The following is an 18,307-nucleotide window of genomic DNA, read 5'->3' on the forward strand; positions in this document are numbered from 1 at the left end:
AGTTAATTATCCCGGATAATAAAAGGGGAGTAGGTGATAATTATGGCTGACATTAATTCCGGTTTTCCGCAAAGCAAAACAGTTTATCAGCGTTGGAACATACACCACCGCCTGGTACACTTTGGAATTTACGCTCCGTTTATTCTATGTGCTATCACAGGATTGCCTATTAAATTCCATCATAAAGGCTGGGCACAAGCTCTTGCTTCCTTTTTCGGCGGCGGGGATGGACTCTTATTTTGGCACCTGCTTGCGGGAGTATTGATTTTTTTAACCTGTATTTACCATTTAGGGTATTCGCTTCTTTGGGCCGTCAAGTATCGCCATAATTTGACGATTCCGATGCTGCCATGGGCAAAAGGGACATGGACGGCTTTGAAACAGTATTTTGCCTACCAGTTGGGCAAAAGTGACGAACATCCTAAATTTGGGCGCTACCAGTGGAAAGAGATGTTTGACTACTGGGCGGTTTTCTGGGGGATGTTCATGATTGGTGGGTCCGGTCTTTTGATGTGGTTCCCGGAGTTTACGTTTCAGTATTTTCCCAAGTGGTTTGTTGATGCTTATCGGTGGGCTCACAGTGATGAGGCTGTACTTGCAGTGGTCTTTATTTTCACCTGGCATTTCTATAATGTTCATTTCCAACCTGAATTCTTCCCTATGAGCTGGGTATGGTGGGATGGAAAAATGTCTGTAGATACTATGGAACTTGAACATGGATTGGAATTGGAAATGCTTACGGAACAACAGCAGGAGATGCCAGGAAGGGGAACAGTTTCTTCTCCAAACAAAAAGTTTCCCAGTTCTGGTTGATTGGACTTCCTGATGTGAAAGGAGGAAAACTAGATGGCTGGTCGTTTTTCTAAAAGTAAACCCCTCATTATGGCGGAGTTCATTTTCTACAGCATTATATTAATCGCCTTTTTAACATGGATGCTTCCCATGGGATTTGGGAAATTTCATTAAAAAATATCCGGCAAAATGATATACCATCCAGCCTTTTTTAGGAAAGGAGGTCCGGTGATAAATGAGATTTATAAAATTAATGGTGGCAATGTTTGCAGTGGCTGTAACAGCAGCATTCTTGTTCAATATTCAGGCATTTACAGATAAGAGTTTTAACAAAGAAGTGGGGTTTTGTGCCAACTGCCATGAAATGAAACCAAACTATTATACCTGGCTGGTGACATCTCACAATCAATTTGGCTGCTTAAGATGTCATCAGGATATCACAATTGGTACCTTTGCGTACAAACACTGGAGAAACGTTATACCAGCACCTGTTGAGAAAAAAGGCATAATTCCAGACGATGTCTGCAGGTCGTGTCATACCAACACCCGTAATGTTTCTCCGCCCGGTGATATTATTTTCCCTCATGAATTGCATGTTGTTAAGCAAATTGACTGTGTTGACTGTCACAGCAATGTAACCCACCTTCACGTGTCAGAGTATATTAAAACTAATTACATAGAAAAGCAGAAGGAATTTACACCGGCTGTGTTTACAGACACCCAGGCAAAACAACTTATTAGAAAAGATAATCAGATATTGATGCCGGTGTGTATGCGCTGCCACAACGGGGACATGGCAACAGATGCCTGCAATGCATGCCATAAAAATATCAAAGCAGAAGATAAAATCGTTGTTAAGGAATAATAAGAAATTTCTAAGATTCCACGAAATAAATTTTCGTGGTTTTCTTTTTGTAGTAAAAGAAAAGTGCTTGTTTAGTCCCGCCCCTTGTTTGTTGTAAAAAACTGTAGTAAAATATTTAAGTATCAATAGTTGCACATTTTAAAAGACTATTGGTAAGCCTAATAGAAATGTCTATGTAGTATAGTTGACATAAGGATAAAGACAATGTTTACATAAACAGGAGGGGAATATTTATTATGGCTGAACAGGGAACGTGGAAAGTAAAAAAAGGCCTTGCAGAAATGTTAAAAGGCGGAGTTATCATGGATGTAACTACACCGGAGCAGGCCCAAATTGCAGAAGAAGCTGGGGCTTGTGCCGTTATGGCTCTCGAAAGGGTTCCGGCAGATATACGAGCAGCAGGAGGAGTTGCCCGGATGGCTGATCCCACCGTGGTTCAGAAAATCCTAGATGCAGTTACTATTCCTGTTATGGCTAAATGCAGAATAGGACATTTTGTTGAGGCGCAGATTTTGGAATCACTTGGAGTTGATTATATTGATGAGAGTGAGGTTCTGACACCTGCAGATGAACAGTTTCATGTAAATAAAAACATTTTTAAGGTTCCGTTTGTCTGTGGCGCCAGAAATTTGGGGGAAGCTCTGAGAAGAATCGGAGAAGGGGCTGCAATGATCCGTACCAAAGGGGAACCGGGAACCGGCGATGTAGTGGAAGCCGTACGGCATATGCGCATGGTTATGAGTGAAATACGTAAGCTGCAGAATCTGCCCGAGGAAGAATTAATGAGTGCAGCCAAGGAGATGGGGGCGCCTTACAATTTGGTTGTAGAAGTGGCCAGGCTGGGCAGGCTGCCGGTAGTCAACTTTGCAGCCGGTGGGATAGCCACTCCGGCAGATGCAGCCTTAATGATGCAGCTTGGCTGTGACGGTGTTTTTGTAGGTTCAGGTATTTTTAAATCAGGAGACCCTGCGAAGAGGGCTAAGGCTATTGTGGCAGCAACTACACACTACAATGATCCTCAGATGTTGGCAGAAGTGTCAAAAGATTTAGGAGAGCCGATGGTGGGAATTAATATTTCCACACTGGCCAATGTGGACCGGATGCAGGAAAGAGGATGGTAAGATAATTATGCGGGTTGGAGTACTAGCTCTGCAGGGAGCTTTTATTGAACATGAAAAGTCCCTGAAAAGCCTGGGATGTGAGACTATTCAGGTAAGGAAAAGGGAACAGTTGGAAAACATTGATGGGTTAATTATTCCAGGTGGGGAAAGTACCACAATTGGGAAGCTGATGAACGATTTTGACCTTATCGGGCCGATTAAGGAGCTTGCCGTAAAGGGTTTGCCTATATTCGGAACCTGTGCCGGCCTGATTGTGATGGCAAAGGAAATTGCCAATAGCAGTCAATTGCGCTTGGGAATGATGAACATTACTGTGCAGCGTAATGCTTTTGGCAGGCAGGTAGACAGTTTTGAAACCGACCTTCAAATAGAGGGGCTTGGTCAAGAGCCTTTCAGGGCTGTTTTCATCCGGGCTCCTTATATAGAGAAGGTGAGCGATGGAGTGGAAGTGCTGGCAACAGTGGATGAGAAGATCGTTTTTGCCAGGGAAAAGAATTTTTTGGCAACAGCTTTTCATCCTGAATTAACTGATGATACAAGGGTTCATGAGATATTTATGAATTGTTGTAAAACATTTCACAATTTGCGTTGACAATCCTCAACAAGAAGAATATAATATAAAATTGAAACAGCATATTGGCTGAATGATTGTTACAGAAGAAGGGGAAACCCGCCGAAGGGGCAAGGTTCGGTAGTCCCAGACCGAATCAAAACTCTCAGGTATACCATATGTGTATGTTACTGTAACAGGACAGACCTCTGGAGAGACTTGTTAGCAAGCGCCGAAGGAGCAAAACCGGGTTTCCGGCGAATCTCTCAGGCAAAAGGACAGAGTGAAGGGGCCGTTTTTCCTACGAAAGTAGGAGAAGCTTATTCTTCTGTGTCTCCAGGGGTCGCCGTCAGGTAGACCTCTTTTTTGATGGATTTTTTTGCTGCAAAACCGCTAAATGCGGATATACGAAAAACACTATGAAGGGGACAGTAAACGGAGGATTTTTGCAGAGAGCCGGTGGGAGGTGTGAACCGGTAAAATCTGATGTTGAATCCACCCCTGAGTGGGAAGGCGTTTAAGCTTCACCGGTTGATGCCCGTTACTGCATTTTCTAAGTGGGCCGGTTTTGTTCGGTCAACCAGGGTGGTACCGCGGGAAATAGCCTCTCGTCCCTGAGAAAGTGAAATTCTTTCTTTGGGATGGGAGGCATTACTTTTTTTGCCTGTTATAGGAGGTGGGTGGAAAAGAACCGAAGACATAATTTTGTTAAGGGCAGAAATACTAAAAATTATGAGTGCTAAAAGCATACTAATTTACAATTTGAAGGGAGAGTTTTTTGAAATGACAGAAAGAGTATTTAATTTTAACCCAGGTCCGGCTATGTTGCCGGTAGAAATTCTTGAAGAAGCTCAAAAGGAACTACTGAACTATAAGGGAACCGGAATGTCGGTTATGGAGATCAGTCATCGTTCCAAGCAGTTTGAAGAAATAATCGTCGGTGCGGAAGCGCTGCTCAAGGAATTGATGGGAATTCCCGAAAATTACCGGGTGTTATTTATTGGTATGGGAGCAACAGGGCAGTTTGATATGATTCCGATGAACTACCAGGTTGGCGGTAAAGCGGGCAACTATGTAATTACCGGTAGTTTTGCCAATAAGGCCTATAAAGAAGGGGCCAAAATTGGAGAAGCCCATGTTGCTGCAACCACCAAGGAAATTAACTTTGCAAGAGTAGCCAATCCTGATGAAATCAAGATGAGTGATAATCCTGCTTATCTTCATATAACTTCTAACAACACGATTTTTGGTACTCAGTGGAAGGTTTTCCCTGAGACGGGAGATGTCCCCCTGATTGCTGATATGTCCAGTGATATCCTCTCCAAAAAGATTGATGTTTCCAAGTTTGCCCTGATTTACGCCGGAGCACAGAAGAACCTGGGCCCTGCTGGAGCAGCAGTAGTAATAATAAGAGAAGATATGCTTGAAAAATCCAACCAGGATCTGCCTACAATGTTGAAATATGATATTTATGCGAAAAACAATTCTTTGTATAACACCCCTGCTTCATTTACGATTTACATGATTAAGCTGATGCTGGAGTGGGTTAAAGCTCAGGGTGGGCTCGAAGTTATGGAACAGCGCAACGAACATAAAGCGGGTCTCGTGTATGATGCTATTGACAAAAGCAGTGGGTTCTACAAGGGACATGCGGAGACTTCCAGCAGGTCACTGATGAATATTACCTTCAGGCTGCCAAATGAGGAGCTTGATAAAGAATTTATTGCGGAAGCAGCTAAAATTGGTCTTTCAGGTCTCAAAGGACACCGGGAAGTAGGCGGCATCCGGGCTTCCATTTATAATGCCATGCCTGTTGCCGGCTGTGAAAAGCTGGTTGCGTTCATGAATGATTTTAAAAATAAAAAGGCTTAAATATATTAAGAGGGGAGACAGAATATCAATGAAAGTTTTAGTATTGGACAATGTTTCTGAAAAGGCAGTGAAAATCCTGTCAGATGGCGGGATTGAGGCTATAGTAAATAATAATAAGATGACCGAGGAAGAGCTGTGCGCGATTATTGGCGAATATGAAGGGGTTATCGTGAGAAGCGCTACCAAAATCACTGCACCGGTGGTTGCGGCAGCCAAAAACCTTAAAATAATCGGTCGTGCCGGCGTTGGAGTTGACAATATTGATATCCCTGCGGCCACTAATGCAGGTTTAATTGTAGTCAACGCTCCGGATGGGAATACCATAGCAGCTACGGAACAGACCCTGGCTCTGATGCTGGGTCTCGCCCGTAATCTTCCCCAGGCCCATAAAGATCTCAAGGAAGGCAAGTGGATGCGGAAGGAATACCTTGGGGTTGAATTAAGGAATAAGGTTCTGGGAGTTATCGGATTAGGCAGAATTGGAACGGCTGTTGCCAAGAGAGCACAGGCCTTTGAAATGAAGACGGTCGGCTATGACCCTATGGTATCGGCTGAAGCTGCTGCAGCTAACGGGATTACCTTTAAGTCCCTGGAAGAGGTTATTAAAGAGTCTGATTTTCTGACCCTGCATATTCCCAAAACAAAGGAATCACTCAATCTGATTAATAAAGCAGCCATTGCTATGATGAAGGACGGCGCCAGGATAATTAATGTGGCGCGCGGCGGCGTTGTTAATGAAGAAGACCTTTATGAAGCTGTAAAAAGCGGTAAATTAGCCGGAGCTGCACTTGATGTTTGGGCAGCTGAACCTACCACCGAGAGTCCGCTGTTTGAGCTGAATAATGTTATTGTGGCTCCTCATCTGGGGGCTTCGACCAAGGAAGCTCAGGTTAATGTGGCTCTGGATGTGGCTGAAGAGTTTGTAAATGTGCTGGTTAAAGGTGAAATGGCTAAAAATGCGGTTAATCTTGCACCAATTAAGCCGGACGTTTTGGCTGCTATTAAACCATATCTGACACTTGCGGAGAAAATTGGCAAAATGCAGGCACAGCTGATTAACGGTTCAGTTAAGAGTATTAAGATAACATACAGCGGTGAACTTACACAGGTAGAGGTATCTCCTCTGACCACTTCATTCCTTAAGGGATTCCTGGAGCCGATGGTGGAAGAAGCCGGTTCTGTCAATTTTGTCAATGCACCTATTCTGGCAAAAGAAAGAGGCATTGCGGTTGAAGAAGCTAAGATTGCCGAGGCCGGTGACTATAAGGCATATATTTCCGTTAAGGTAGAAGCTGATTGCGTCAAGGAGGTATCGGGAACCCTGTTTGGCGATGATGACCCCAGGATTGTTATGATTGACGGCTACCGGATTAATGTTGTTCCTGCAGGGAATATCCTGGTAGTGCCGCATCAGGATAAACCGAAGATAATCGGACCGGTTGCCAACCTGATTGGTGAACATGATATTAATATTGCCGGAATGCAGGTGGGCCGCAAGGTAGTTGGCGGCAGGGCTATTATGATCCTGGAAGTTGATGCAGCTCTGCCTGATGCTACTGTGGCTGAAATCGCCAAGGTTAATGGTGTTTATGACGTAAAAATGGTCACCCTTTAACAAGTAGTTGCCTGCAAAAATGTTTGATATACCGGCATAGTGTTGAATAAGCTTGTCAGAAGTTGGTAAAGATATGTACGAGTGTTTGAAAAACAGGTATCTATATAGTATAATTAAAAAACAGGGAAAAATGCAGTTTTCCCGATGACAGCGGGATGTACCTCTCATCCCTGATAGAATTTCTGTCAGAGATGAGAGGTTTTATTTCGTACTAATGTTCAGGGGGCGCATAGAGTGTTAGATTTAAAATTTGTTCGAAGCAATCCCGACAAAGTCAAGGAAGCCTTAAAAAAACGCGGACAAGTTGTCGGACTGGACAAGTTTCTTGAATTGGAGGATCAGAGGCGCAAGAAACTCGTTGAAGTGGAACATTTAAAGAACCAGCGCAATACCGTGTCCGAGGAAATTGGCATGCTTAAGAAGCAGGGAAAAGATGCTGAGGACATGATACTTAATATGAGACAGGTATCCCAGCAGATAAAGGAAATGGACGAAGAGTTAAGGGTGGTAGAGGAGAAACTTTGCTATACTCTGCTCACAATTCCTAATATACCAAATGAAAATGTGCCGGTTGGAACCTGTGAAGAAGATAACTGTGAGGTTAGAAAATGGGGTGACCCCGGAAAATTCGATTTTGAACCCCTGGCCCACTGGGATATTGGCGAGAACCTGCAGATTCTGGATTTTGAACGCGCCGCCAAGGTAACCGGAGCCCGGTTTACCTTTTATAAAGATCTGGGAGCCCGGCTGGAGCGGGCAGTGATAAACTTTATGCTTGATCTGCATACCCGTCAGCATGGGTATACGGAGATTTTTCCTCCATTTATGGTCAACAGGGACAGTATGACCGGGACCGGCCAGCTTCCCAAATTTGAAGAGGATGCCTTCAGGATTGACAATGTAGACTACTTTTTGATTCCCACTGCAGAAGTACCGGTTACTAACCTATACAGGGATGAGATTCTTGATGGAGCGAAACTTCCTGTATATCACTGTGCATACAGCGCGTGTTTCCGGGCTGAGGCCGGGGCTCATGGGCGTGATACCAGGGGGCTCATCAGACAGCACCAGTTCAACAAAGTGGAGTTGGTGAAGTTCTGCAGGCCTGAAGATTCCTATGATGAACTGGAGAAGCTGACTGCAAATGCAGAAAAGGTGCTGCAGCTCCTGGAGCTTCCTTATCGGGTGGTCTGCCTCTGTACCGGCGACCTGGGATTCAGTTCGGCCAAGACTTACGATATCGAGGTATGGCTGCCTAGCTACGGGACGTACCGGGAGATATCATCCTGCAGTAATTTTGAGGATTACCAGGCCAGAAGGGCACAGATAAGATTCCGGAGGGAGCCTAAGGCAAAGCCCGAATATGTGCATACCCTCAATGGGTCTGGATTGGCTGCTGGAAGGACGGTAGCCGCCATCCTGGAGAACTACCAACAGGAGGACGGCAGTGTACTCATACCGGAGGTTTTAAGGCCCTACATGGGTGTTGAAAAAATCACCAAATAGTAGCAGAATGCTTTGGTTGACAACAGTTTTTTTCTATGTTATACTCTTGAATGTATCGGACGGAGGGGTGTCCGAGCGGTTTAAGGAGGCGGTCTTGAAAACCGTTGAACTCTTACGGGTTCCGTGGGTTCGAATCCCACCTCCTCCGCCATAAAATGCACAATATGGAGAGATGGCCGAGTAGGTCGAAGGCGATCGCCTGCTAAGCGATTATACGGGCAAAACCTGTATCGTGGGTTCGAATCCCACTCTCTCCGCCATGTCATGCGCCCGTAGCTCAGTTGGATAGAGTGTCTGACTACGAATCAGAAGGTCACAGGTTCGAATCCTGTCGGGCGCGCCACTTAAATCTTGGTGTGAAATTCCGAAATGTAGTTTTACATTTGGAATACCGGAATGCAGTTTTATTTTATATGAAGATAACAAACTGCCATGGTGACTGCCATGGTAGAACTGTGTAAACAACATGTCCTCGTAGTACAATGGATAGTACAGCCGCCTCCTAAGCGGTAGATCCAGGTTCGACTCCTGGCGAGGGCATCATTTTTGTTAAATGGGCCAGCGGCCGTTACCAATGGGCCACTGGCTTTATTAGTTTTAACTAGGAATTAATAACTAGGAATTAATAACTTTCAGGACGGGGTTTGGTTTTGGACCATCACGATTATATGTCAATAGCCCTCGAAGAGGCCAGGGCTGCATTTGAATTAGGGGAAGTGCCTATTGGGGCAGTTATAGTGCTGGATGGAGAAGTTGTTTCCAGGGCGCATAATATGAAGGAACAGTGGAAGGATGCCACAGCCCATGCGGAAACAGTGGCTATAAACAGGGCTGTAAAGCAGCTGGGCCACTGGAGACGCCTCAGGGAAGCGGCGCTGTACGTGACTCTGGAGCCCTGCCCTATGTGTGCCGGGGCTATTGTCCAGTCACGCATAAAGCTGCTGGTTTATGGGGCAGATGATCCAAAGGCCGGGGCTGTTCGCTCATTGATGAATATAGTCCAGGACCCCAGGCTGAATCACCGGGTTGAAGTGCTGGCAGGGGTAATGGAGCAAGAATGCTGTGGATTGATGAAGGATTTTTTCCGGCGACTGAGGAAGCCGGGAGAACAGGAAGAGTAAAAGCAGTGAAGGCTTACCCCGTAAAGTGAAGGCTGGGATCTGTTAAATTTTACACGGAGAAGTAGCGAAGAGGCTGTAACGCGCCGCACTCGAAATGCGGTTGTCCGCAAGGGCACGTGGGTTCGAATCCCACCTTCTCCGCCATTTTTGAAGCACCAGGGCTTAGACTGACACAGTTTAAGCTCTTTTCTGTTATCACTTTTGCAAGAGGGATAAATTTATGGTTTCTAATCCAATAATGTTGACTGGAATCAACTTCTTGTAAAATGTACATAATAATGCTATAATGATGTACATGAAGGGAGGCGACAAATCATGCCCCAGATAAGACCGATTACTGATTTAAGAAACACCAATGAAATCTCCGACCTGTGTCATGCCAAGAAGGAGCCGATATTCATAACGAAAAACGGCTATGGCGACTTAGTTGTTATGAGCATTGAAACCTTTGATTCCATGCTGGAGGATCGTGAAATAGATGCGGCTATCGCGGAAGCCGAGGCCGAGTACACTTCCGATGACCAGCTTATAGATGCAAGGGAAGCTCTGTCGAGCTTAAAGAGGAAGCGCTTTGGAAAGTAAATATTCAGTAAAATTACTGCCTCGTGCATATTGCGATTTGGATGGCATATATACCTACATCGCTGAAACGCTGATAGAGCCAGGCATCGCTGTCAAATTGGTTGACTCGATTGAAGAAGCTATTTTTAGCTTGGAAAGTGTGCCTCAACGCGGAGCGTTAAGAAAAACAGGCACTTATGCCAATAAGGGATACCGCCAGCTTTTCGCAGGTAATTTTACTGTAGTATACCGTGTTGCAGAAGCGAAAAAAATGGTTCTCGTTGTTACGGTACGATACTCAAAAACTCAGTTTTAAGAGGCCGATGCTAACACCTTGCTCACAAACATCCGTAAAACTTTCTTATGTGAGCATTTCCCCCGAAGCCTCTTGACACAAGCATAACAGCCATAAAATCCGCACTGTTGAGCCATTTTACCCGCTCCAAGCGACACCCCAAAGCACCGGCATGACACCCGTGAAAACTCACGGATAACGACTCGAAATGCGGTTGTCCGCAAGGGCACGTGGGTTCGAATCCCACCTTCTCCGCCATATTGTATATTAGTCAAGTGATTCCAGCCATTGAGGCAAGAATCCCTTATTTATTCTTCCGTTTCAAATTCAGCATTAGAAATGTGCTTATACACCTCTCTGCTGATTGTGGATTGTTCGATGGCTACAGCGAAATGCCCACCATTTTCGAAACTGAGCAGGCGTGCACCCGGAATGGTTGAAGATGTAAAGACAGCATTCTGATACGGCTGTAAAGTATCATCTTCAGCATGTACGACCAGTGTCGGTGTGCGGATTCCGGCAACCCGCCTTACCGCCTGTGTCGCTCTGCGTGCCGCTGTGTTGCCACGGAACGCCGAGGACGGGGAAGTATCCGCCGAACCGGTGAAACCCGCCGTAAGATTCGAAATTGCGGCAAATCCGGAAGAAACCTCGCAGATTACAGGTTAGTCTTGTTAATCCCGGCATGATTACCTCCTTTTTGAGCATAAAAAAACAGCCCCGAAGGGCGGCCTGATTCATAATCACATTTTCATAGTTGATTATTCTTACACTAAATCACCGACGATTTTTTAATTTCGTCGGGATTTTAGTGCATATAAAGAGCATGAACTTACACAATACTGTCCATAATCTCTGAAATCGTCCGGCAGATATCTTCAAACGAAATGTCGTCGGCATAAGAAAATTCTCGCTGGTAACGCTGCCAGAAATCCATAAGCCGGGAACTGTTTTTGATCTGCTCCATAATGGTTTTATGCCGGGACAGCACGTCCTGGCTACCCCGCTTTGTTGCAGTCTGCTTAAGCGCCTGCTTTAAAACTGCCGGATCACATTTAGTCCATCGAAGGTTATGTAAGATATAAATGTCGTAAAAATCTCTCGGGCGAGTGTTGGCTTCATTTCTGGACAATATGGTCTCCAGCTTTTCAGCCAGTATGGTTTCAAGATTGTATGCCAGCACCGAAACAGACCGCTTGTCAAACATAAGGCGAAAAGAGTATTCAACCTCTCTCGGCGTGATCTTGTCCCCGGTGGTGACATCGACCGTCAAGGGAACCTTGAGGGGCGGGTAGTCGGCGGATAAGCTGACACGGATGCCCGGATAATCGTCGCCCTCCCTGATGTCCGCTGTGCGCAGAACCGAAAACTTCACATCATCTGCAACTTCGATTTTGCAGATATCATTAAAGACTGCCGATATGGATTCATTGGTAAGGTCCATTCCTTTTATGGTGGTGTCCAAATCCATTGTCGCTCGTGTATCAAGTCCTACGATGGCGGCGATCAGAAATCCGCCCTTCAGGACAAAGTTGTTTTTATAGCGCGATAGCGAAATCCGTTCAAGCAGCCGCTCCATCATATAGTTCTGCATGACAATCTGAGCCGATATATTCTTTTCCGCAGCCTGCTTTTTAATCAGCGCCTTTAGCTGCATTGGGTTATTTGTAATCACAGCAGCACCTCCATATAAGTCAGTATCCTTGCCTTGACCCGCAGCTGTTCGGCATATCCAATCAGCTTGGATATATCTTTGTTCTTCGAAGCGGTATAGGCTTTCATGGCCTGATTGATATTCTGAATGTCGGATTTGTTTTTTACAATATCGCAAAGGGTACGCTCGATGTCGTATACTTTTAGAGTGTGGCCAGCAGGAGAAACGATGTCTGTAATGCCTAATCCATAAAATTTTGGCAGAACAACCTTAGCCGTGATATTTTGTTTTTTAGCATTGCCCGTATTATATCCATGCGGGAATGTCATGTTATAGCGGTGCGGAGTACGGTCTGTCATGCCGTGCAGATATAACGCTGTTTCGTGAGAATAAATGCCTTTCGAGAAGCGATACTGGAGAATAAATAATTCATCCTCCCAAACCTCCGGCAGAGCATAAACGCCCCGGTCAACTCTTACAACAGCTCCGGCATCCGTCATCTCAGATAGGCATCGCCTTGGGATTCCAGCGTCAGTAACTTGTTCCGACGTTATAAAGCCGTTGTTTTCTGCCAGCATTTGATTAATGATTTGCCCGTTGTCCGTCATGACATCACCCCCTTTTTTCATGTTGTACATTTATGCTTCAAATTATACATTATTGTAGCATGAATGTACAGAAAAATTTGGTTAAGTGTAGCGATGTCCACCTGCCGCAGGGGGTGAGTGCAGTTGTTGAAACGGTTTACCGGTCATCCTAATTATCAGCGATGACTACTACTACCGGGTAGAGACAAACTCTGTGGGATTTCGGAGGCGAATTTAACCCCAAACAGGCTATGTAGCACTGAAAACACCAGAAGATTAGCAAGGTACGATAGACCGGGCAAAACGGAGACCAGAGCCTTTTTGAGAAAACGGCCTAATGACATGCCAACAGATAAATTAACCTTTCGGTCATTGGTTAGAATTGACGAGGTAAGGCTAAACCGGGAAAGTATTTTAATAAAAGGGACAACAGCTTGGTATTGACTTCTTCAAAAGTATTGGATATACCGTCTTAGCGGAAACCAAGCCGGGACGAGAGTTAAGAATATCAACTAATTCATCCCAGCAAAGGTGGTCATCAACTCTAAGACAGACTGCTTTTTCAACAAATTCACTTAGCATGCTACGAAAAGGCCACAGGAAATTTGGCAATAAAGATATGGTCCTGTCCTGATCTTCGGATTTGTTTTGATTCTGACATAAATATCCGTAAATTGGTATCAGCGACTCAGAATTGCCGTCAACAGCCCATCTCTCATAATGTTTGTGGCGATGGGGCTTGCAAGTGCCACAAATGGGACAATAATCAAAAGGAAAATCAGGAGATTTTTTACCATAAAGATATAAATAGTCTTTGACAGACGCCCCCAGGAAAGTTATTATAACCATAGAAACAGGACTCCTTAGAGTTCTGTTTACAGGAGATGAGCTTTCGGGGGGCTGCCAGGACGTTGACTGAAAGCTCTTTTATTTTGCTCCCAGCAAACAAGGAAATTATGCCAAGTCCTGATTCGATTAACTGGCGGAAATATCCTTCAATACCGACAAATATTTTGGTCAAAGTTGCGGTTTTGCCGACACCAAATGTGGGTGCTAACAATATTTAAAATAACGGCTGTACGTCATTCTAAATATGGCGAATTTGCCACAATAAAAAATAAAATGGGACAAGTAGTATCTGTAAACTTTCAGGAGTTTTGTCGAATTCTCGACTGATTAATCATTGCATTTGTTCGCATCTCCGCATACAATATAATTAGATTATTTTGGAAATTGAGGTTTCTGACGTGAGTTCATACATAAGTGTAAAAGATGCCGCTCAAAAATGGGGATTGTCAGACCGACGTGTACAAGTTTTGTGTTCTCAGAAGAGAATAGAGGGAGCATTTAGACTGGGTAATGCATGGGCTATACCTGCTGATGTAAAAAAACCAGATGATCAGAGGAAAAACCGAAATAAATGCTAAGCTAGCATACCGGTTATTTCACTTTATCATGTTTATCGGATCGCTTTGGTTATAGCATCGTTGGAGGGTACTACAATGCAACTGCGTCTTGAGAAACTGGGCTATAGCATAAGGAGTCATATAGAATGAATAGTATACTTAACAGCATATTTACCGCGCTACATATTAAACCTGAAAATGGATTAGCAGTTGAAGATTCGCTTTCTGATATGACAACATATCAGAGATTATTTTTCAAGCAAGTACAGGAGAAAGTCGGAGTTGATGCTGTATATTTTCTGCGCGATTCAGACGGAATTGCTAAGATTCCACTGATCTATTTTTCAGCTATGGATAAATATGATCCAGATGAGGTGGCGACTTTACATCGGTTAGCATGGAATCTTGGTGAGGCCCCTTTATTGTTTATAGTAACACCGAATGAACTAAAAATATTTAACAACTACAAAACACCTCGAAAAAAAGATGGGAGTTTGGATCCAAAAGCGGGCTTAATAGAGACAATAAAGCTTGCGGATGATTTAGAGTCACAACGCCAGCAATTGGTGCATTATAATCGTATTCAGCTCGAAAGCGGAGATTTCTGGCGCACAAGCAAGACTCGATTCGACAGTAAAGCACGAATTGATGCAACGCTGATGAATAATCTAAAAATTATGCGTAGCACTTTGATTAAGCAAATTAAAAAGAGATTAGATGAGGAGCAACAACAATCAGTTAATATTGTTGCTATAGTGCATGGTTTGCTTAGCCGTTCTATTCTGATCAAATATCTGGAAGAGAGGAAAGACTCAAACAAGAACTCAGTCTTTCCTGCTGGGTTTTATGCACAATTTTTTGACAAGGCAGAGTGCTATACTGATATTTTAATGAGCAAACATGCAACGTACAATTTATTTAATTGCTTAGAAGAAAAGTTTAATGGTGATATGTTGCCATTAGTTGCTGACGAATTAGACATTGTGTGCGAAGACGATTTAAGAACTCTACGCCTGTTTTTGTTAGGGGATACAGAACTGACAAGTCGGCAGATTGCTTTATGGCCTCTGTATAGCTTTGATGTCATTCCTATTCAGCTTATTAGTAGTATTTATGAGTTGTTTTTTCATTTGTCAGATAATGAAGATGATAAAGGTACTTACTACACACCTCTTCATCTAGTAGATATGTTGATGGATGAAGTATATCCTTGGGAGGGTACATTTTCACCAACTACTTTTTTGGATCCTTCTTGCGGTTCTGGTATTTTTTTAGTTGAAGCTTACCGTAGATTGGTTTGCAGATGGATGAGAAGTAACAATAGAACAGCAATTTCCAATAATGAGTTAACTGAGTTGCTGGAAAAATGCATATTTGGAGTTGACCTTAATGGAGAAGCCGTTCGGGTTGCTTCATTTAGTTTAAGTCTTGCTATGTGTGATTTTCTTGACCCCAAAAGTATATGGGATTCTCTTTCTTTCCCAGGATGCAACGTTTAATGCCAAAGATTACGATATAATAATAGGAAATCCTCCTTGGCAAAGCCAAATGACTGAACTGGCTGAGCAATATATTAATGACCATAAGAAAATTGTAGGAGACAAGCAAATAGCCCAGGCATTTTCATTGAAGTGTTCTAGTACTTGTAAAGAAAATGGAATTGTTTGCTTGCTAATGCCAAGCAAAGGTTTTCTTTTCAATCGCTCCAGCAAAAGCAAAAAGTATCGGGCAGACTTCTTCAATGATAATACTGTTCTGGTAATAATCAATTTTTCTATATATAGGAAATTTCTCTTTGATCATGCCAGCGGCCCTGCTGTGGGGGTTATTTATACTCCAAGGAAAAGCAGTGATAATAACCCTATCTTTTACTGTACCCCGAAGCCGCTCTACACAATAGAAGACATGAGGAAATTTACTATTGAACCTAATGATATCTGTAGAATTCCAAGAGACATAGTAAACGATGATCGTATTTGGAAAATTGCAATGTGGGGTGGGCCTAGAGATCTTGAATTGATAGATAAAATGCAGAGTAGTTTCTATACACTTCAAGTGTTTGTAGATCATTTTAAGATGAAAAGCGCCGAAGGCTATAATGTCGGTAATAAGGCTAAAATATGTGACGACTTTTTGGGAATGCCACACATAACAGTGGATAATTTTGCCGAATTTTATATTGATAAAGATTGTTTGCCAGAAGTAGATTTTAACAAATTTCAAGTATCTACTGATAAAAATCGCGAAGTGTATAAGGCTCCCCATTTAATTATTAAGCAAAGTCACAGGAAAACTCACTTTCTATCTGCCGTATTAGATTATGATGCTCTCTTTAATCATAGCTTTTTGGGAATACATGGAGATATAAACTTATTGAAGTATATAAGCCTTATCGTAGGTTCGAAAGTATTCTCATATTACCACTTAATGACGAACAGAAGGTGGCCCGCTTAAGATTATCATCTACCGTTGATTTTCCACAGTTGTGTGATGCTGCTCTATCTCTAAGGGATAATCCAACATCGTACTTTAACCTGAGTATTTCTCCTGACTTTTGACATGTCCAGCATCCTCATTATTGGCCTCCCTTCAAGCTTAATACTTGAAGGTTACCAGTTAATTTGTCAGCTCGACAAGGTGTCCGGATTATACCGTTATGCTATCCGGATGTTTCCGAAATCAGTGTCCGAATGTCGCTGAAATACGCAATAGACTGAGTGAAGGAAGTAAAGAGATTATCGCAGGTAGCATTGACACTGCTGTTGAAGTAACGCGAAGACAGAGGAGATGACTACGTAAACAGTATACTTCTAATTATACTAATTGCAGGAACAGAATAGATGGCATCTTTTTTCACCTAACTTCTCATATTGCATATAAGTCAAGGGATTCCAGCCATTGAGGCAGGAATCCCTTGTTTAATTTATTCTTCCGTTTCAAATTCAGCATTAGAAATGTGCTTATACACCTCTCTGCTGATTGTGGATTGTTCGATGGCTACAGCGAAATGCCCACCATTTTCGAAACTGAGCAAGCGTGCACCCGGAATGGTGGAAGATGTAAAGACAGCATTCTGATACGGCTGTAAGGTGTCATCCTCAGCATGTACGACCAGTGTCGGTGTGCGGATTCCGGCAATTCGCTCATTGGGTAAAGCAGCGTAGTGATCAAAAGCGGCACCTGACTTGCGCAGCGCTGCAGGGTTCATATAATCAATGACTTGATCCATTACTTTTATTTGTTCCTGGCTGAGGGTTGCTATCACTTCTTTGTTGGCCCCCATCAACTGCATAATCTGTTTCTTAAACAGGTTTACCGAAACCCAATAAGGAAAGTCTCTTTGCATTAGATTTGACAACATCTTGCCTTGTTTTATTCCCTGTTTTCCCGCTTGTTCGGATACATTTGTTGCTCCGGCGGAGATGAGAGTAAGGGAAGAAACCCGGTCAGGATGAAGCAGTGCAAAAAGAAGTGCTGAGGGACCGCCGGCTGAAAAGCCAATCACGGCAGCTCTTTCAACTTTGAGATGGTCTAACAACTTTGCATATGCATGAGCCTGATCATCATAAGTGGCCCCCTCCGGTAAACTTGACCCCAAATAGCCAAAACGCGAAGGTGTAATGCATCTAAACTTTTCGCCTAATACAGTACGGGCAAGCAGTTCTCCCTGGTCATAACCGCCACCACCTCCATGGATTACTAAAACATCAGGGCCAACTCCACCTTCGGTATATTCAAGATTGCCATAAGATGTAGCGATAATACTGCTCTTCCCTTGGACACGATCATAAGATACTTGCATATCTCCTTGATATTTCACCCAAATCAGAAATGTTGAAACAATTAATATACTCACTGACAGAACTATTATTTTTTTCTTCACTGTTATTTACACTCCTATCGAACACTTTTTGACTTCATAGAATGGGCTACACAGGCTGTCCCAAGAATAATACTGACAGTATGGAAAGCAAAGGCACCCCAGAGTTCATTTATCCAGTGCAACTTCCTTAACAACTTTTAGAGTTAGTCCCAGATTATAGATTTGGTTTATTGTGGCATGCAGTGAAGCCTGGTCAAATTTTCGGCACGTAATTTTAGTTTCCCCACCGGGCAAAAACTCCAGTTCAATTTCTGCCAACCCTCGAAGCCGCCGTTTATCAATATGCCCGAGTACAACAATTTCATAGTTCATTAATACCTCCTCCTCACATTGCTATATATTATTTATAACTCATGGGAGGTTAGGTTGTAACCTAACCAAAGTTCAGGTATCGGGTTAGGTTTTTGTAATTTTTCATATACAGGGAGGGGCAGATATGTTCCAAAAGGCGGTCTGATATCCGCCAGTCCAAGAGCGCG

At 43.5% G+C, this 18,307-nt stretch carries 18 protein-coding genes, 5 tRNA genes, 1 riboswitch and 1 other annotated feature; of the genes, 17 read left to right on the forward strand and 6 right to left on the reverse strand.

All coding sequences use genetic code 11. The features are described from left to right. Positions 1–42 precede the first annotated feature (42 nt). The 15 genes from Ga0451573_RS12365 to Ga0451573_RS12435 all read left to right on the forward strand — a co-directional run bounded on the left by Ga0451573_RS12365 (position 43) and on the right by Ga0451573_RS12435 (position 10,319). Complete coding sequence (locus tag Ga0451573_RS12365) at positions 43–813, forward strand: formate dehydrogenase subunit gamma (RefSeq protein WP_231684439.1); 771 nt, start codon at positions 43–45, stop codon at positions 811–813. A 214-nt stretch (positions 814–1,027) separates the two neighbouring features. Further along, on the forward strand, positions 1,028–1,657 hold the full coding sequence (locus Ga0451573_RS12370) for a cytochrome c3 family protein (RefSeq protein WP_231684440.1): 630 nt from the start codon (positions 1,028–1,030) through the stop codon (positions 1,655–1,657). A gap of 236 nt (positions 1,658–1,893) precedes the next feature. Continuing rightward, complete coding sequence (gene pdxS, locus Ga0451573_RS12375; RefSeq protein ID WP_231684441.1) at positions 1,894–2,778, forward strand: pyridoxal 5'-phosphate synthase lyase subunit PdxS; 885 nt, start codon at positions 1,894–1,896, stop codon at positions 2,776–2,778. Between the two features lie 7 nt (positions 2,779–2,785). After that, positions 2,786–3,370 (forward strand): pyridoxal 5'-phosphate synthase glutaminase subunit PdxT, encoded by a 585-nt coding sequence (pdxT, locus tag Ga0451573_RS12380; RefSeq protein WP_269438254.1) that lies wholly within the window; start codon positions 2,786–2,788, stop codon positions 3,368–3,370. Positions 3,371–3,527: 157 nt separating this feature from the next. Further along, positions 3,528–3,620: riboswitch (glycine riboswitch) on the forward strand. 118 nt (positions 3,621–3,738) lie between these two features. Then, positions 3,739–3,947 (forward strand) — a binding site (T-box leader). Between the two features lie 164 nt (positions 3,948–4,111). Next, on the forward strand, positions 4,112–5,200 hold the full coding sequence (serC, locus tag Ga0451573_RS12385; protein ID WP_231684442.1) for a 3-phosphoserine/phosphohydroxythreonine transaminase: 1,089 nt from the start codon (positions 4,112–4,114) through the stop codon (positions 5,198–5,200). A 28-nt stretch (positions 5,201–5,228) separates the two neighbouring features. Continuing rightward, positions 5,229–6,815 (forward strand): phosphoglycerate dehydrogenase, encoded by a 1,587-nt coding sequence (gene serA, locus Ga0451573_RS12390; protein ID WP_231684443.1) that lies wholly within the window; start codon positions 5,229–5,231, stop codon positions 6,813–6,815. A 234-nt stretch (positions 6,816–7,049) separates the two neighbouring features. Next, positions 7,050–8,321 carry a serine--tRNA ligase gene (serS, locus tag Ga0451573_RS12395; RefSeq protein WP_231684444.1) on the forward strand — a complete coding sequence of 424 codons (1,272 nt, stop codon included), beginning with the start codon at positions 7,050–7,052 and terminating at the stop codon, positions 8,319–8,321. 61 nt (positions 8,322–8,382) lie between these two features. Next, a tRNA-Ser gene (locus Ga0451573_RS12400) sits at positions 8,383–8,472 on the forward strand. Between the two features lie 15 nt (positions 8,473–8,487). Further along, positions 8,488–8,581, forward strand: a tRNA-Ser gene (locus Ga0451573_RS12405). 6 nt (positions 8,582–8,587) lie between these two features. Continuing rightward, a tRNA-Arg gene (locus tag Ga0451573_RS12410) sits at positions 8,588–8,664 on the forward strand. A gap of 125 nt (positions 8,665–8,789) precedes the next feature. Then, positions 8,790–8,861: transfer RNA gene (locus Ga0451573_RS12415), tRNA-Arg, on the forward strand. 110 nt (positions 8,862–8,971) lie between these two features. Continuing rightward, the gene (tadA, locus tag Ga0451573_RS12420) at positions 8,972–9,442 is read left to right on the forward strand and encodes a tRNA adenosine(34) deaminase TadA (RefSeq protein WP_231684445.1); all 471 of its coding nucleotides are present in this window, start codon (positions 8,972–8,974) and stop codon (positions 9,440–9,442) included. A 55-nt stretch (positions 9,443–9,497) separates the two neighbouring features. Then, a tRNA-Ser gene (locus Ga0451573_RS12425) sits at positions 9,498–9,586 on the forward strand. A gap of 171 nt (positions 9,587–9,757) precedes the next feature. Continuing rightward, positions 9,758–10,024, forward strand: coding sequence for a type II toxin-antitoxin system Phd/YefM family antitoxin (locus tag Ga0451573_RS12430; RefSeq protein ID WP_231684446.1), 267 nt, complete (start codon positions 9,758–9,760; stop codon positions 10,022–10,024). Further along, on the forward strand, positions 10,014–10,319 hold the full coding sequence (locus Ga0451573_RS12435; protein WP_231684447.1) for a type II toxin-antitoxin system RelE/ParE family toxin: 306 nt from the start codon (positions 10,014–10,016) through the stop codon (positions 10,317–10,319). Before Ga0451573_RS12430 ends, Ga0451573_RS12435 begins: the two co-directional genes overlap by 11 nt. 287 nt (positions 10,320–10,606) lie before the next feature. Here Ga0451573_RS12435 and Ga0451573_RS20310 read toward each other — a convergent pair whose 3' ends face one another. The 4 genes from Ga0451573_RS20310 to Ga0451573_RS12450 all read right to left on the reverse strand — a co-directional run bounded on the left by Ga0451573_RS20310 (position 10,607) and on the right by Ga0451573_RS12450 (position 13,388). Then, positions 10,607–10,957, reverse strand: a complete 351-nt coding sequence (locus tag Ga0451573_RS20310) for an alpha/beta fold hydrolase (protein ID WP_353740076.1) — start codon at positions 10,955–10,957, stop codon at positions 10,607–10,609. 173 nt (positions 10,958–11,130) lie between these two features. Then, a complete protein-coding gene (locus Ga0451573_RS12440) occupies positions 11,131–11,973 on the reverse strand; it encodes a nucleotidyl transferase AbiEii/AbiGii toxin family protein (protein WP_231684448.1) in 843 nt (280 codons plus the stop codon). Continuing rightward, positions 11,970–12,560 carry a type IV toxin-antitoxin system AbiEi family antitoxin domain-containing protein gene (locus Ga0451573_RS12445; RefSeq protein WP_231684449.1) on the reverse strand — a complete coding sequence of 197 codons (591 nt, stop codon included), beginning with the start codon at positions 12,558–12,560 and terminating at the stop codon, positions 11,970–11,972. Before Ga0451573_RS12445 ends, Ga0451573_RS12440 begins: the two co-directional genes overlap by 4 nt. A gap of 393 nt (positions 12,561–12,953) precedes the next feature. Then, positions 12,954–13,388, reverse strand: coding sequence for a hypothetical protein (locus tag Ga0451573_RS12450; protein ID WP_231684450.1), 435 nt, complete (start codon positions 13,386–13,388; stop codon positions 12,954–12,956). Between the two features lie 703 nt (positions 13,389–14,091). Here Ga0451573_RS12450 and Ga0451573_RS19835 point away from each other — a divergent pair. Together Ga0451573_RS19835 and Ga0451573_RS12455 are read left to right on the forward strand one after the other, a co-directional pair. After that, positions 14,092–15,444: a DNA methyltransferase gene (locus tag Ga0451573_RS19835; RefSeq protein ID WP_269438255.1), complete on the forward strand. Its 1,353-nt coding sequence runs from the start codon at positions 14,092–14,094 to the stop codon at positions 15,442–15,444. Further along, a complete protein-coding gene (locus Ga0451573_RS12455) occupies positions 15,392–16,399 on the forward strand; it encodes an Eco57I restriction-modification methylase domain-containing protein (RefSeq protein ID WP_269438256.1) in 1,008 nt (335 codons plus the stop codon). The genes Ga0451573_RS19835 and Ga0451573_RS12455 overlap by 53 nt, the downstream gene beginning before the upstream one ends. A gap of 469 nt (positions 16,400–16,868) precedes the next feature. Here the strand turns inward: Ga0451573_RS12455 and Ga0451573_RS12460 are convergent, their stop codons facing one another. Further along, positions 16,869–17,828 (reverse strand): alpha/beta fold hydrolase, encoded by a 960-nt coding sequence (locus tag Ga0451573_RS12460; RefSeq protein ID WP_231684451.1) that lies wholly within the window; start codon positions 17,826–17,828, stop codon positions 16,869–16,871. Positions 17,829–17,933: 105 nt separating this feature from the next. After that, complete coding sequence (locus Ga0451573_RS12465) at positions 17,934–18,140, reverse strand: DUF8691 family protein (RefSeq protein ID WP_231684452.1); 207 nt, start codon at positions 18,138–18,140, stop codon at positions 17,934–17,936. Between the last annotated feature and the right edge of the window lie 167 nt (positions 18,141–18,307).

Source organism: Phosphitispora fastidiosa, from assembly GCF_019008365.1.
In the GTDB taxonomy this organism is placed as follows: Bacteria; Bacillota; Thermincolia; order Thermincolales; family UBA2595; genus Phosphitispora; species Phosphitispora fastidiosa.